Source organism: Streptomyces sp. NPDC053513 (assembly GCF_044544765.1).
Taxonomy (GTDB): domain Bacteria; phylum Actinomycetota; class Actinomycetes; order Streptomycetales; family Streptomycetaceae; genus Streptomyces; species Streptomyces litmocidini.
On record NZ_JBITXP010000008.1, the window covers coordinates 108,840 to 122,835 of the forward strand.

Annotated in this window: 12 protein-coding genes and 1 pseudogene; 5 read left to right on the plus strand and 8 right to left on the minus strand. The window is 73.6% G+C overall.

All coding sequences use genetic code 11. The features are described 5' to 3' along the window. Window positions 1–7 precede the first annotated feature (7 nt). From ACIGW4_RS16090 to ACIGW4_RS16100, 3 genes are all read right to left on the minus strand, one after another. Window positions 8–514, minus strand: coding sequence for a dihydrofolate reductase (locus ACIGW4_RS16090; protein WP_399581293.1), 507 nt, complete (start codon window positions 512–514; stop codon window positions 8–10). An 8-nt stretch (window positions 515–522) separates the two neighbouring features. Next, window positions 523–1,287 (minus strand): thymidylate synthase, encoded by a 765-nt coding sequence (locus ACIGW4_RS16095; RefSeq protein ID WP_260174770.1) that lies wholly within the window; start codon window positions 1,285–1,287, stop codon window positions 523–525. A 79-nt stretch (window positions 1,288–1,366) separates the two neighbouring features. Beyond that, the gene (locus tag ACIGW4_RS16100; RefSeq protein ID WP_399581295.1) at window positions 1,367–2,281 is read right to left on the minus strand and encodes a carbon-nitrogen hydrolase family protein; all 915 of its coding nucleotides are present in this window, start codon (window positions 2,279–2,281) and stop codon (window positions 1,367–1,369) included. 227 nt (window positions 2,282–2,508) lie between these two features. Here ACIGW4_RS16100 and ACIGW4_RS16105 point away from each other — a divergent pair, with 227 nt between their 5' ends. Then, window positions 2,509–4,059, plus strand: a complete 1,551-nt coding sequence (locus ACIGW4_RS16105; RefSeq protein WP_359589688.1) for a serine hydrolase — start codon at window positions 2,509–2,511, stop codon at window positions 4,057–4,059. A gap of 125 nt (window positions 4,060–4,184) precedes the next feature. Here ACIGW4_RS16105 and ACIGW4_RS16110 read toward each other — a convergent pair whose 3' ends face one another. Both ACIGW4_RS16110 and ACIGW4_RS16115 read right to left on the minus strand, forming a co-directional pair. Continuing rightward, window positions 4,185–5,819, minus strand: a complete 1,635-nt coding sequence (locus ACIGW4_RS16110; protein WP_399581001.1) for a TROVE domain-containing protein — start codon at window positions 5,817–5,819, stop codon at window positions 4,185–4,187. Window positions 5,820–6,052: 233 nt separating this feature from the next. Then, window positions 6,053–7,669 carry a hypothetical protein gene (locus ACIGW4_RS16115; RefSeq protein WP_399581003.1) on the minus strand — a complete coding sequence of 539 codons (1,617 nt, stop codon included), beginning with the start codon at window positions 7,667–7,669 and terminating at the stop codon, window positions 6,053–6,055. A gap of 166 nt (window positions 7,670–7,835) precedes the next feature. Here ACIGW4_RS16115 and ACIGW4_RS16120 point away from each other — a divergent pair, with 166 nt between their 5' ends. Both ACIGW4_RS16120 and ACIGW4_RS16125 read left to right on the plus strand, forming a co-directional pair. Then, window positions 7,836–8,966, plus strand: a complete 1,131-nt coding sequence (locus tag ACIGW4_RS16120) for a sensor histidine kinase (protein WP_398709706.1) — start codon at window positions 7,836–7,838, stop codon at window positions 8,964–8,966. Beyond that, window positions 8,963–9,634, plus strand: coding sequence for a response regulator transcription factor (locus ACIGW4_RS16125; protein WP_123458257.1), 672 nt, complete (start codon window positions 8,963–8,965; stop codon window positions 9,632–9,634). The genes ACIGW4_RS16120 and ACIGW4_RS16125 overlap by 4 nt, the downstream gene beginning before the upstream one ends. Before the next feature lie 54 nt (window positions 9,635–9,688). Here ACIGW4_RS16125 and ACIGW4_RS16130 read toward each other — a convergent pair whose 3' ends face one another. Further along, window positions 9,689–10,264: a MarR family winged helix-turn-helix transcriptional regulator gene (locus ACIGW4_RS16130; RefSeq protein WP_399581007.1), complete on the minus strand. Its 576-nt coding sequence runs from the start codon at window positions 10,262–10,264 to the stop codon at window positions 9,689–9,691. 174 nt (window positions 10,265–10,438) lie between these two features. Between ACIGW4_RS16130 and ACIGW4_RS16135 the strand changes: the two are divergent. Continuing rightward, a pseudogene (locus ACIGW4_RS16135) lies at window positions 10,439–10,987 on the plus strand (MFS transporter); the annotation flags it as partial. Then, window positions 10,951–11,586, plus strand: a complete 636-nt coding sequence (locus tag ACIGW4_RS16140; RefSeq protein WP_399581298.1) for an MFS transporter — start codon at window positions 10,951–10,953, stop codon at window positions 11,584–11,586. The pseudogene ACIGW4_RS16135 and the gene ACIGW4_RS16140, both read left to right, overlap by 37 nt. Here ACIGW4_RS16140 and ACIGW4_RS16145 read toward each other — a convergent pair. Continuing rightward, window positions 11,567–12,172: a hypothetical protein gene (locus ACIGW4_RS16145; RefSeq protein ID WP_399581009.1), complete on the minus strand. Its 606-nt coding sequence runs from the start codon at window positions 12,170–12,172 to the stop codon at window positions 11,567–11,569. The genes ACIGW4_RS16140 and ACIGW4_RS16145 overlap by 20 nt on opposite strands. After that, the gene (locus ACIGW4_RS16150) at window positions 12,169–13,821 is read right to left on the minus strand and encodes a serine/threonine-protein kinase (RefSeq protein WP_399581012.1); all 1,653 of its coding nucleotides are present in this window, start codon (window positions 13,819–13,821) and stop codon (window positions 12,169–12,171) included. The genes ACIGW4_RS16145 and ACIGW4_RS16150 overlap by 4 nt, the downstream gene beginning before the upstream one ends. Window positions 13,822–13,996: the final 175 nt, after the last annotated feature.

The window sequence follows — 13,996 nt, forward strand, 5'->3', positions numbered from 1 at the left end:
GGTCGGGTTACGGGCGGTCGTAGCGGCGGATGCGGTAGCGCAGGCCCGTCGTGGAGTCCTGCCAGCCGGTGTCCTCCGAGATCCGCCAGTCGGGACCGACGGCCGGGGCGTAGGTGTCGCCGGCGACAGCGGTGTCGACCTCCGTCACCGAGAGCGTCCTGGCGTGGGGCAGGGTGGCGCGGTAGATCTCGCCACCGCCCATCACCCAGGCGAGGGCCCCGTCGGCCGGCTCCGGCGACCCGGCCGCCAGCTCCAGCGCCGCGTCGACGGACCCGGCGCGCTCCGCGCCCTCCGCCGTCCACCGCGCGTCGCGGGTCACCACGATGTTGCGGCGGCCGACCAGGGGGCGGAAGCGCGCGGGCAGCGAGTCCCAGGTCTTCCGGCCCATGATCACGGGGCGGCCGAGGGTGGTCGCCTTGAAGTGCGCCATGTCCTCGGGGAGGCGCCACGGGATCGTGTTGCCGGCGCCGATCACACCGTCGGTCGTCTGGGCCCAGATGAGCCCGATGTTCACACCCGTGCTCATACGGCGACCGGGGCCTTGATCGCCGGGTGGTGGTGGTAGCCCACGACCTCCACGTCGGAGTAGGCGTAGTCGAACAGCGAGTCGGCCTTGTGCAGCTTCAGCTCGGGGAAGTCGTACGGGGTGCGGCCGAGCTGCTCGGTCACCTGCTCCACGTGGTTGTCGTAGATGTGGCAGTCGCCGCCCGTCCAGATGAAGTCGCCCGGCTCCAGGCCGGTCTGCTGCGCCACCATGTGGGTGAGCAGGGCGTAGCTGGCGATGTTGAACGGGACGCCGAGGAACAGGTCCGCGCTGCGCTGGTACAGCTGGCAGGAGAGCCTGCCGTCGGCGACGTAGAACTGGAAGAAGGCGTGGCACGGGGCGAGCGCCATCCGGTCCAGTTCGGCGACGTTCCAGGCGGACACGATCATCCGGCGGGAGTCCGGGTCGCGGCGCAGGGTGTCGAGGACCTGGCTGATCTGGTCGATGTGCCGGCCGTCGGGCGTGGGCCAGGAGCGCCACTGCACGCCGTAGACGGGGCCGAGTTCGCCCTTGTCGTCGGCCCACTCGTCCCAGATGGTGACGCCGTTCTCGCGCAGCCAGCCGATGTTGGAGTCGCCGCGGAGGAACCACAGCAGCTCGTACACGATGGACTTGAGGTGCACCTTCTTGGTGGTGACCAGCGGGAAGCCCTGCGAGAGGTCGTAGCGGAGCTGGTGTCCGAAGACGCTCCGGGTGCCTGTGCCCGTCCGGTCGGCCTTGGCCGTTCCCGAGGTGAGCACCATTTTCAACAAGTCTTCGTACTGGGTATCCGCCACGGTCGCCGAGTCTACCGCCGGCCGCGGGGCGACCCCGACGGGCGGGCTATCCGCTGGTCACGGTGGTGCGGGCGGTCTCGTCGACGTGCAGGGAGAAGACGTCGGGGCGGGCGTAGTGGCCGGTGGTGTCGAGGTCGAAGCGGGCGCGGGCGAGCTCGTCGAGGTCGAGCTCGGCGGTCAGGATCCCCTCGCCGTCGCGCAGCGGGCCGGCGAGGACCTCTCCCAGCGGGGAGACGATGACGGAGCCGCCGCCGATCAGCACGGTGTCGGGCGCGTCGCCCTGGACGGGGTGGAGGTCGTCCGGCAGGGCGTCGCGGCGCAGGTACTGGCAGGCGCTGAGGACGAAGCAGCGGCCCTCCAGGGCGATGTGGCGCATGGTGGCCTGCCAGGCGTCGCGGTCGTCGACGGTCGGCGCGCACCACAGGTCCACGCCCTTGGCGTACATGGCGGTGCGCAGGAGCGGCATGTAGTTCTCCCAGCAGATGGCCGCGCCGACGCGGGCGGCGCCGGTGTCGACGACGGTCAGGGTGGAGCCGTCGCCCTGGCCCCAGAGGTAGCGCTCGGCGGCGGTGGGCATGAGCTTGCGGTGGAGGCCCAGGTAGCCGTCGGGGCCGAAGAAGAGCGCGACGCAGTACAGGGTGCCGCCCCGGCGCTCGACCGCGCCGATCACGGCGTGGCAGCCGAGTTCCCGGGTGACGGCGGCGAGCGTCCCGGTCTCCGGGCCGGGGACCTCGACGGCGGCCTCGTGGTAGCGGCGGAAGAGGTCACGGCCCGCGGGGGTGCGGCTGCCGACCGTGATGCCGAAGTCCAGCCCCTTGGGGTAGCCGCCGATGAACGCCTCGGGCAGGACGACGACCTCGGCGCCTCCGGCGGCGGCCTCGCGGACGAGCTGCTCGGCGCGGGCGACCGCGGCCGGGGTGTCGAAGAGCGGGGCGGCCGCCTGGGCGACGGCGACGGTCACGGTGCGCCGGGGTCCGGCGGAGGCGGAAGGACCGGCGGGCGCGGAGGCGGAGACGCCGGCAGAGGCGGGGGTCGGAGTCATGCTCCGACGCTAGGAACCCCACCGGGCATCCGGCAACCCGTCCCCGCGGCCCTCGACCGGACCGCGACAGCGCGGGGCGGGGGCAGCGGCGCGGGCCGGTTCCGGCAGCGCGCGACAGACGTCGGGGTAGGCCTTTGAATGGAGGTATGGGCACCGTTCGATGGCTTGCCGCGGCAGGACTGGCGGCGGCGCTTGTCGGCGCCGCGGCACCCAGCCCCACGCCGCCTCCACCCCAACCCCCGCCCCAGCTCGACGACGCGGCCGTGAAACGCGCCGTCGACCAGCTCGACACGGTCGTCAAGGACGCCATGAAACGCACCGGCGTGCCGGGCGTCGCCGTCGGCGTCGTCCACAACGACAAGGTGATCAGCCTGAAGGGCTACGGCGTACGGAAGGCCGGGGAGAGCGCCGCCGTCGACGCCGACACCGTGTTCCAACTGGCCTCCGTGTCGAAGCCGGTCGCCTCCACCGTCATGGCCGGAGCCCTGGGCGTCGACGGCTGGGCCGAGCCGATCGCCCCGAACCTGCCGGACTTCCGGCTCAAGGACCCTTGGGTCACTTCCCACGTGACGTCCGCCGACCTGTTCTCGCACCGCAGCGGCCTCCCGGACCACGCGGGCGACCTGCTCGAAGACCTCGGCTACGACCGCGCGTACATCCTGTCCCATCTGCGCTACGAGCCCCTCACCCCCTTCCGCGCCAGCTACGCGTACACCAACTTCGGCCTCACCGCGGCCGCTCAGGCGGTCGCCGAGGAGAAGGGCGTGCCCTGGGAGAAGCTCGCCGCCGACACTCTCTACAAGCCGGCCGGCATGAACTCCACGAGCTCGCGCTTCCAGGACTTCGCGAAGGCGTCCGACCGGGCCTGGGGCCACGTCAAGGTCGACGGGGCCTGGAAGCCCGAGTTCGTACGGGACCCGGACGCCCAGTCCCCCGCCGGCGGCGTCAGCTCCAGCGTCCGCGACATGACGACGTGGCTGAGGCTCCAGCTCGGCAACGGCAAGCTCGGCGGCAAGCAGATCGTCGACGCCGCCGCTCTGGAACGCACCCACTGGCCCGAGTCGGTGTCGAACCCGCCGCACGCCCCGGCCGGCCGGACCGGCTTCTACGGCCTGGGCTGGAACGTGAGTTACGACGACGAGGGCCGGCTCCGGCTGTCGCACACGGGAGCGTTCGCCCTGGGCGCGCACACCAACGTGACGATGCTGCCCGGTGAGCAGCTCGGCATCATCGTCCTGACCAACACCTCGCCGGTCGGCGTCGCCGACGCCGTCGCCCTGGACTTCTTCGACATCGCGCAGACCGGAAAGATCAGCCGCGACTGGATCCCGCTCGTGGACGCGTTGTACCAGCAGGAGGCGGACGCGGGCCGGTCGAAGACCGACTACGCCCACCCGCCGTCCGGTGCCGCGCCGGCGAAGGCCGCCGACACGTACGCGGGCACGTTCGACAACTCCTACTACGGGCGCGCGAAGGTCGTCGCCGCCACGGACGGCACCCTGACGCTCCAGCTGGGCCCGAAGCCCCAGTCGTACCGGCTCACGCACTACGCCGGCGACACGTTCAGCTTCCAGACGGCCGGCGAGAACGCCGTAGGTCCCACCGGGGTCACCTTCACCCCGGACGGGAAGTCCTTCACCGTCGAGTACCTGAACCACGAGGGCCTGGGCAAGTTCACCCGCGTCGAGGGCTCCTGAAGCCCGGTCGGGTGGGCTGCCCCCGGTGGATCCTGACGCCCGGTCGGGTGGGGTCGGCTGCCCCCGGTGGCCCCTGAAGCCCGGTCGGGCCGGACCGGCCGCCCCCGGCGGCGCCTGACGCCCGGTCAGGCCGGACCGGTCGCCCCTTCCGCCCCCGCCGCCTCCTCCGTCCAGGGCCAGGCGGCGGCACGGCCCGCCTCGATGAGGCCGACCATCCGGAAGGCGGCGTCCGTGAGGCCGCCGAAGGTGTGCCGGTGGGGGCCCGCGGGGCCGTGGGCGGGCCGGTATCCCGCCAGGTTCCAGGTGTAGACCGGGACGTCGGCCGGGACCGGTTCGGTCGGGTCGCCGGACCCGTAGGGGGCGGTCTGCTCGTCGGTGACGATCAGGACCCGGTCGTGGTCCCGGTAGTGCTTCCGCACCGCCTTCTCGGTGTAGGTGCCTCCGAGGCTCCGGAAACGTTTCAGCACGTCGAGCACCGGCTCGCCCGGTGCGAACGGCACCTCCGCGCTGCCCCAGCCGAACTCCACCAGATCCGCCTGCTCGGCCCGCATGGCCAGCGCGGTGCCGAAGACGGCCGCCGCGTCGGCCCGGGTCAGCTCGGACCGCTCGGAGACGGTGTCCCAGAACATGGAGTCGGACCGGTCCACCAGGATCAGGGTCCGGCCGGGCAGGGCGGGCACGCCGGACAGGGAGTGGCCGAGGGCCCGTTCCAGCGGGGCCGCCCAGCGCGGCGACGGCGCCTTCTGGTGGGCGGCCAGGTAGCGGAAGGGGAACTGGCGCGACCGGGCCACCTCGGAGGCGTCCGAGAGCCGTTCGGCGACCCGGGCCGCGACCTCGTCCGAGACCCCCGCCTCGTCGAAGTTCCGCAGGTTCCGCAGGAGCGCCATCGGGCCCATCGCGGGGATCACGGCCTCCCAGACGGCGGCGTCCATCGGGCCGTGGAGCCAGCCCGCCAGGGCCTCCCACGTCATGCCGGCCGCGGCCAGCCGCGCGGGGCCGTCCGGCCCGGTCACCACGGCCCGCCGCTCGTCCGGCGCCGTCTCCGTCAGCGTCCGACGCGCCGTCAGCAGAGGGTCGGAGACCGGCGGAACCGCACGCTCCGGGTGGTGGCGCCGGCCCAGGGCGTACCGGAACAGCGCGCCCTGCCACGGCTTGGCCGGATCCGGGGAGGCGTGCACGAGGTTGAGGACGTCGCCGAAGCGGAAGCCGTGGGAGGCGGTGTCGTACTTGAGCAGGGACCGGGACGTGTAGAGGCGGCGCACACCGTCGGCGACGCCCCGTTTCACGGGTTGCGGCACGTTCCGCCCGTACGTCGAGATCCAGTGGGCGAGGAGTTCGCCGGGCTCGTCGGCGCGCTGGAGCACCGAGTCGATCACGGACCGGTTGGAGGGGCCGTCGGACGCCCCGGCGTCGAGCCGGGCCCGTACGTACGCGGCGGCTCCCACCAGGGACGCCGTGCGCGTGTTGCCCTCGCCGCGCAGCCAGCGCAGCAGGCCGGCCGTCCACTCGGGGTCCTCGACGGCGAGTCGACGGACGAGGCGGGTGTACCGGTCGTCCCGCTCGGCGCCGGTCTCGTAGAAGGTCGACTGGGAGACGAAGTTGCCGACCGCGAGGAGGAAGAGCTCGTCGCGGGGTTCCCGGACGACGGCCGGGCCGCCCGCGTAGGTGCGGAACTCCGGCCCGGCGGGCCCGTAGTGGAGCCGTGGTGGTGAGGGGGGTGTGGCACGGGCGGTCGCCAGGACGTGCGGGGCGACGAGCATCTCGGACCATTCCTTGGAGACGCGCGGGGTGTGACGAGGCAGTGAATCCCCCCGGATTCAGACGATGGGACCGTCCCGGCCGCGACGTCCGGCGGGGCGAGGGCGCCCGCGCCCACCGAGATCCAGAAAGGCGGCGGCATCACTTGGATTCGAAGGAAGTAGCCGCAGCCGAGCGCATCGGAGGCGCGGTCGCGGGGCCAACGTACAACGCACGCCGGCCCGCGCACCAGCGATTATCGCGGCGACGCGGAAGGCCGTGCGACGCCCTCGGGCGGGCGGTGCAGGGCGGCGCCCTCGGGCGGGCAGTGCGGGACGGGGCTCTCGGGCGGGCAGTGCGGGACGGGGCTCTCGGGCCGGCGGCGCAGCGCGAGCCCCAGGAGAACCGCCGCGTACACGCCCAGGACGCCGGCTCCCGCCCACCAGGGAAGGGGGAAGTAGCCGGTGGAGGGCGCGTAGTGGGCGACCACCTGCGGATACGCGACGAGCGTCTGCTGGGTGGCGAAGCCGGCGGCCGGGGTGACGCGCAGGAGCCACTCCGACACGTCGTCGGGGAACAACGGGGTGGAGGCCGCCGCGTACGGCAGCGCGACGGTCAGGACGGCGACGGCGACCGCGGCCCAGGCGCGCCGCAGCAGGGCGCCGAGCGCGAGGGCGAGCACGGCGGAGAGGGCGAGCACGGCGGCCGTGCCGACGACGACCCGTGCTCCGGTGAGCGCGGACACCCCGTGGACGGGGATGCCGTTCCCCTTCAGGATCGCCGCTCCGACGGGCACCGTGACGCCGACGGCGAGGAGGCCGGTGACGAACGTGACGGCCGCCAGGACGACCGCCTTCGCCGCGAGTTCGGCGCGGGTGACCGGCACGCCGCCCGTGGCTTCGCGGCGGAACGCGGAGGTGGTGAGCCGCGCCGCGACCACGAGCACGACGAGCAGCGCGAAGGCCAGGCCGCCGAGGGTCCGCTCGACCGGCCGGGCGCCGTTCTCGGCGCCCGTCGGACCGATGTCGCCGGATCCGGTGACGGTGATCACCCCGTTCTTCTCCACCGCGCCGGATGCCTGGTACTTCCTCTCCCAGTCGGTCCGGTTCGCCTCCCCCACGAGATCGCCGTGCCGGCCCGCGGCCGCGGTCGCGCCCTCGACGTCGACGTGGTCGAAGACGCCACCGGCCTGGGTCCAGCGCACTTGTTCCGTGGCGCCGCCGAGGCCGGCGGGCCGCAGGGTCAGGTCGCCGGGAGAGGTGGCGAACAGGCCGACCTGCACGGTCCCGGGCAGTCCCGGCAGCCGCGCCGTCCCGACCTCCGTCCACCGCTCGCCGTCGGCGGACTCGTGGCCGGTGACGGTGTCGCCCGACCTGGTCAGCCGCAGCCAGCGCGGCGACCGGGCCGAGACCCCGCCGCCGCTGCCCGCGATGTCGTGACGGTAGTCGTACTGCATGCGCACGCCGTGGCTGCCGGTGACCATCAGCGCCGCGTACGAGGATCCCTGGCGGACGCCGTCCTTGATGATGATCCCGGCCTTCGCCCAGGGCACGAGGCCCGGGACGATCCGGTCGTGGTGCGGCGGCGGGTAGGTGATCGTGCCCGTCATGGACGTCATCCGGACCGTGATGCTGCCGTTCTCGCCCAGGTCCTGGTGCAGGAAGGAGAACTGGTCGTTGACGAGGGAGCCGTCCGGCCCGGTCACCGCGCCGGGGCACGGGCCGTCGCAGGACGTGTGGTTGCCGAACGCGTAGAGCAGGCCGAGGACGATTACGGTGAGCGCCGCGGCCGCCAGGGCGATCAGCCGGCCGGGACGACGGAAGCCGGTCCACTCCCGGTGGACCGCGTGGAGGATTGCGTGGGTCGATGACATGACCACGGTTGTACGGATGCGGGCACGACACGGTCCGAACGGCGTCTGTCACCCCGCTGTTAGGCGCGGCGGGGGATGCTGGGTCCGACCTGACACGGGTGGGAAGAGGAGCGTGGGCATGCTGCGGGGCTGGACTGCGAGGCGCCGATTCACGATCTTGTACGCGGTGGGGTTCCTCGGGTCCGGGATCGTGCTCCTCACCCTGACCTGGCTGATGTCCGGCGTGCGTCTGTCCACTCCCGCGGACCCGTCCACGGGCGCGGGGGGCGGTCCGGCCGGCCTCGCCGCCGCCCGGCAGCAGATCCGGCAGCTGCAGGGCCGGCTCGCGGAGGCGCAGGGGCAGCAGGAGCGCCGGCTGGTCGTCGCCTGGCTCGTCGCGCTGGTGGTGATGGCGGGCCTCTCACTGCTGCTCGGGCGCGTCCTGGCGGGCCGGGTGCTGCGCCCGCTGCGGCTCGTCACCGCGGCGACGCGGCGGATCTCCGCGGAGAACCTGCACGAGAGGCTCGCGGTGACCGGTCCGGCCGACGAGGTGAAGGAGCTCGCCGACACGGTCGACGGCCTCCTCGAACGCCTCGAGGCGTCGTTCGTCGCGCAGCGGCGCTTCGTCGGCAACGCCTCGCACGAACTGCGTACGCCGCTGGCGACGATGCGGGCGTCGCTGGACGTGGCCGTCGCCAAACCGGAGCCCGCCGCGGGGACCCTCGCGCTCGCCGGCCGTCTCCGGACCGAACTGGACCGCGTGGACCGCCTGCTCGACGGCTTCCTCCTCCTCGCCCGTGCCGAGCACGGCGCCTTCGCCGACCGGACCCTCGTGTCGCTGGGCGAGCTGGCGCGGGAGGCGCTGGACGCACGGGCCCCCGACATCGCCGCGAAGGCCCTGGTGCTCCGCACCGACGTGCGGCCGGCGGCCCGGACGCGGGGCAGCGCGGCGCTCCTGTCCCGGTTGGTGCGGAACCTCGTCGACAACGCGATCGCGCACAACGAGGAGAGCGGCTGGATCCGGGTCGCGGCCGACGGCGACGGCTCCGAGGTCCGGCTGGTCGTCGAGACCGGCGGCCGCGTCCTGAACCAGGGTGAGGTCGACCGGCTGGGGCGGCCGTTCGAGCGTCTCGGCACCGCCCGCACGGGCTCGGAGGAGAGTTCGGGCCTGGGCCTTTCGATCGTGGCCGCGATCGTCGCCGCGCACCACGGCCGCCTCGTCCTGCGGGCCCGGCCGGAGGGCGGCCTGCGCGTCGCGGTGGCACTGCCGTCGGCCGCCCCGGAGAGCGACGCGGTGACGGCGGAGGCGGCGGCGTGAGGATCCTGGTCGTGGAGGACGCACGGTCGCTCGCCGAGGTCGTCGCGGAGGGGCTGCGGGATCAGGGGATGGCCGTCGACCTCGCGCACGACGGTCTGACGGCCGCGGCCAAGCTGGACGTGAACGCGTACGACGTGGTGGTCCTCGACCGGGATCTGCCCGGCATCCACGGTGACGCGCTCTGCCAGATGATCACCGGGCGGGACGACCGTCCGATGGTGCTGATGCTGACCGCGGCCGGGGCGGCCGACGACCGGGTCAGCGGTCTCACCCTCGGGGCCGACGACTACCTCACCAAGCCTTTCCACTTCCCCGAACTGGTCCTGCGCGTCCGGTCCCTCGCCCGCCGCAGGCCCGCCGCCCGGGCCCGTACGCTGCGCGCCGCCGGTCTCGAACTCGACCCGGTGCGCCGCACCGTCCTCCGGGACGGCCGCCCGCTCGCCCTGTCCGTCAAGGAGTTCGCCGTCCTGGAGGCGCTCCTGCGCGCCAGTCCGGGATTCCTGAGCGCCGAGGACCTCCTGGAGCAGGTGTGGGACGAGAACGCCGATCCGTTCACCAACACCGTGACGGTCACCGTCGGCCGGTTGCGCCGGAAGCTGGGCGGCCCGCCGGTCATCACGACGACGACCGGGGTGGGCTACCGCATCGCCGACGCGCCGGCCGGCTGACGGGGCTTGCACGGCGTCGGCCCGGCGGAGTGGGGCAGGGACGCCCGGCGGGCCTCAGTCGTCGTTCGTCGCCAAGGTGAGGGCGAGCCGCTCCAACAGGCCCGCGAGATCGGCCTGTTCGTTCTTCCCCAGTCCGGCGAGGAGGCGGCGCTGGTTGTCGAGGTGGACGGCGATGAGCTCGTCGGTCAGGGCGACGCCTTCGGGGGTGAGGGTGATGAGCCGCCCACGTGAGTCGGTCTCGTCCACAGTCCTAGAGACCAGGCCGCGGGCTTCGAGCCGGTCGACGCGTTTGGTGATGGCGCCGGTGGTGACGAGGACGGTGCGGCTGAGTTCGCCCGCGGACAGGGCGTGGGGCGCGCCGGCCCGGCGGAGCGCGGCGAGCAGGTCGAAGTCGCCGCTTCCCAGGCCCGCTTCGGCGAAGGGCGGGCGCAGCCGCTGGTCGAGCGCCTGGGTGAGCCGGAAGAGCCGACCGATGACGAGCATCGGCGTCGCGTCCAGGTCGGGGCGCTCTCGCCCCCACTGATCGACGATGACCGCGATGGCGTCGGTCGTTTCGCCGTCGGTCGTTTCGCCGTCGGTCTCTTCGGTGTCGGTCGCCTTGATGTCGGTCGCCTTGGTGTCGGGCTCCATCCCTTCACTCTATCTTCCACGGATGATAATTTATCTTCCGTGGAAGATATCCGCGTTCCCGAGGCCGCCCCGCGAGCAGTCCACCCCGTCGCGGGCGGCGTGTCCGCTCCCCGCCGTCTCATCGCCTCGAGCCTGGCCACGTCGATCGGCGACGGCATCTACGTGCCGTTGACCATGCTGTTCATCCACGGCCTCACCGGTCTGTCGCTCACGTCGATCGGCACGGGACTCACGGTCGCCGGGCTCAGCGCCCTGGCGTTCATGCCCGCCGCGGGCGTCCTCATCGACCGCTTCGGCGGCCGCCGGGTGCTCATCGGCGTGCTCGCGCTGCGCGCGACCGGCTTCGCCGCCTACCCGTTCGCCGACTCCTACCCCGCCTTCCTGGCGATCGCCCTGGTGGTCGCGGTGGGGATGTGGGCGTCGTCACCGAGCCAGCAGTCGCTCATCGGTGACCTCGCCCGAGGCGCCGAACGGGACCGGCTCCTGGCGTGGGACCGCAGCCTGCGCAACGCCGGCATGGGCTGCGGCAGCCTGGCCGCGGCCGGCATGCTCGCCTGGAACGGCACCACCGGCTTCGTCGTCGCCGCCGAGACCCTCGCCGCGGTCTTCGCCGTCGCCGCCGTCCTGGTCGCCCGGATCCCCCAGCCGGTCCGCACCCCCGCCGAGCGACCGGACAGGCGCGGCGGATACCGCCGGGTGCTCACCGACCGCCCCTACCTCCTCCTCACGACGGCCAACTTCCTCATCGCCTTCGGCTACACCACCCAGGCCATGGCCCTGCCGTCTTCCTCACCCGCGACGTCACCCTGCCCGACGCCCTGGCCGGCGTGGTCTTCGCGCTCAACACCGTCCTGGTCGCCGCCCTCGGCGTCCCCGCCGCCCGCCTGGCCTCACGCGGCAGACGCACCCGCACGGCCGCCCTGGGCGCGGCCGTCTTCGCGCTCTCGTTCGCCGCCTTCGCCGCCCTCCCCCGACTGGTCCACGGCGCGGACGCCCTCGTCGCCGTGCTGGCGGTCGCCGCGCTCTACACCGGCGGCGAACTCGTCCACTCCGCCCCCGCGCAGAGCCTCTCCGTCCAGGCCGCCCCCGACCACCTGCGGGGCCGCTACCTGTCGGTCCACCAACTCTCCTGGTCGGTCTGCCGCACCGTCGCCCCCATGCTCCTGGGCTTCCTCCTCGACACGGGCCCCTGGCACCTGTGGACGGTGCTCGCCCTCCTGGTCCTGACGGGCGCGGCGCTCCTCCTGTACGCGGAACGCTCGCTCCCACCGCACACGAACCTCGGCGTCCCCTCCTTCGGAGTCACCCGCAGCGGTACGTGAAGGTGGTCTCCGCCGTATGGGTGGACGGGGACGTGATCACCAGGCGGGCCACCGCGTGGTGGGTGCCCTGGCCCTGGAAGGTCCACAGGAGGTGGAGGCGGGCCTCCTTCCGGTCGCGGGGCAGGGTCTCGCGCAAGGGGGCCGAGTGGGTGCCGTCGCTGCGTTCCCAGTGGTACGTGAGGGTGCCCGGGCGGCCGTCGGTGCGTACGACGCCCAGCACGTTCGCCGTACCGTCACAGCCGAGCGGTCCCCCGGGGGCGGTGACCGTGACGGAGCGGACCGCGACCCGGGGGCCGTACTCGCGCCAGGCCAGGAAGGCCAGGACGGCGAGCAGGATCGCGGCCGCGGGCACGTACCGGAGGGGTCGGCGCGTGCGGGGCCCGCGGGGTGGCGGGGCGCCCGGCAGGGTGCCGTGCCAGATCTGGGCCGCCGTCGGGGTGTTCTCGGCTCGGCGGGCGGCGGCCGCGGTCACCCCGGGGCCGAAGCGCAGCACTTCGCCCTCGACGCGGTCGGGCGTCGGATCCGGTCTCGGGCCCTCGAACCAGTGGCTGCCCAGTTCGGTGGCGCTGTAGTCGTCGTCGTTCATGTGATCACACACCGCCGGATGAAGATCTGCTGCAGGGAGCCGCCGTTCGCGGCGGCGGGGTCGGTGGTCGCGCGCACTCCCCAGTAGCAGCCGGCACCCCGGACCGCGTGCGGGAGCGTGAGGGTGTACCGGTCTGCCCCTTCGCGCCGGACGGTCTCCGAGCCGTCCGGCGTGCCGGGCGCGCCCTTCTCGTCGCCGGTGAACCACTCGACGAGGAGCGTCACCGGTCCGGTTCCGTCCGTCGTGATCTCGACGGTGGCCTCCGCGTCCGTCGGCCCGATCTGGCGCAGGCTCGTGACCGAGACGGCCGTGACGGAGACCGGGGGCGTCGTCGGCGGGGTGGTCGGCGGGGTCGTGGGCGGTGTCGTGGGGGGCGTGGTGGGTGGCGTGGTGGGCGGGAGCATCGGCTCCGTCGTGGTGGGTGGGGGTGTCGTGGTCGGTTCGGTCGTCGTGTCGGTCGGTGAGGGGGGCTCGGGCGTTTCCGGAGGCGGGGAGGGTTCCTGGGTCGTCGGGGTCGAAGTCGGAGTCGTGCTCGGAGTCGTGCTCGGGGTCGTGGTCGGGGGGCCGGTGCTCGGTGACGTGTTCGTCGTCGCGACGGCCTGGGCGGTCTCGTCCCCGGCAGCCTCCTCTCCCCCGGCCCGTGCGGCGAGGGCGAGGAGGAGCGCCAGGACGAGGGCCGCCGCGGCCGCGGGCAGCCCGTGCGGGAGGCGTCGCCGGAGGCGCGGCGGCGGTTCGGGCAGGGTCGTCGTGGCGAGCGCCGTGGTGCCCTGGGCCGTACCGCCCGAGGAGGGGAAGAGGAGCGGCAGGAGTGCGGCGAGCGCCGCGAGGCGGCCCCGTCCTCGTTCCTCCCAGTCCGGTCCGTACGCGGCGGTGGCGACCGACTCCAGTTCGCTGACGAACGCGTCGGCGTTCTCCGGCCGTTCGTGCGGGGCCTTGGCGAGGCCGCGGCGGATGAGCGGGCGCAGCGGTTCCGGTGCCTGTCCGTCGGGTACGGGCGCCTCCAGGTGCTGGAGGGCGAGTTCGGCGAAGTTGTCCCCCGCGTAGGGCTTGCGTCCGGTCAGGCACTCGAAGAAGGTCGCGGTCGCCGCGTAGACGTCGGCCGCGGGCGAGGCGGGCGCGCCGTTCCACTGCTCGGGTGCCATGTAGGCGGGCGTCCCGGCGATGCCCGGCCTGCTGTCCCGTCCGGCCGCGATCCCGAAGTCGACGAGTTTGGAGGACCCGTCGGCGGCGACGAGGACGTTCTCGGGCTTGTAGTCCCGGTGGACGACGCCCGCCCGGTGCGCGGCGGCGAGTCCGAGGAGCGAGCCCTTGAGGACCGCGAGGGCGGCCTCGGGCCCGGTGGAGCCCTCCCGGCTGAGGAGGGCGCGCAGCGCGACGCCGTCCACCAGCTCCATGACGATGGCTGCTCCCCCGGGCGCCTCGACGTACTCGTAGAGCCCGACGACGTACGGGGTGTCGAGGGCGCCGAGGAGCCGGGCCTCGGAGCGGAAGCCGCGGACGAACGCCTCGTCCGAACGGAGCCGCTCGCCGAGGTACTTGACGGCCACCGGTACGCCGGTGGCGTCGTGGACGGCCAGCGCCACGCGTCCGCTGCCGCCCGCCCCCAGCTCCCGGGTCTCCGTGTATCCCGGGACCACCCATGCGCTCATCCCCGTCCCCCTTCGGCGCCGCAGCGGCCTTCCCCCACAGGGACAGATTCTGGCCACGGGCCGGTTCCCGACGAAAGGGGCGAACCGAAAAAGGGTGGACGGAAAAGGACGGACGGAAAAAGGGCGGTCGGGAAAAGGGGACGGCCCCCACGGTGTGGGGGCCGTCCTCGCGGTT

Bases quoted from the DNA above. Each gene is read 5' to 3' on its own strand.
- ACIGW4_RS16095 (WP_260174770.1), bottom strand. From the start codon at position 1,287: ATGGTGCTCACCTCGGGAACGGCCAAGGCCGACCGGACGGGCACAGGC.
- ACIGW4_RS16105 (WP_359589688.1), top strand. From the start codon at position 2,509: ATGGGCACCGTTCGATGGCTTGCCGCGGCAGGACTGGCGGCGGCGCTT.
- ACIGW4_RS16110 (WP_399581001.1), bottom strand. From the start codon at position 5,819: ATGCTCGTCGCCCCGCACGTCCTGGCGACCGCCCGTGCCACACCCCCC.
- ACIGW4_RS16115 (WP_399581003.1), bottom strand. From the start codon at position 7,669: ATGTCATCGACCCACGCAATCCTCCACGCGGTCCACCGGGAGTGGACC.
- ACIGW4_RS16130 (WP_399581007.1), bottom strand. From the start codon at position 10,264: ATGGAGCCCGACACCAAGGCGACCGACATCAAGGCGACCGACACCGAA.
- ACIGW4_RS16145 (WP_399581009.1), bottom strand. From the start codon at position 12,172: ATGAACGACGACGACTACAGCGCCACCGAACTGGGCAGCCACTGGTTC.
- ACIGW4_RS16150 (WP_399581012.1), bottom strand. From the start codon at position 13,821: ATGAGCGCATGGGTGGTCCCGGGATACACGGAGACCCGGGAGCTGGGG.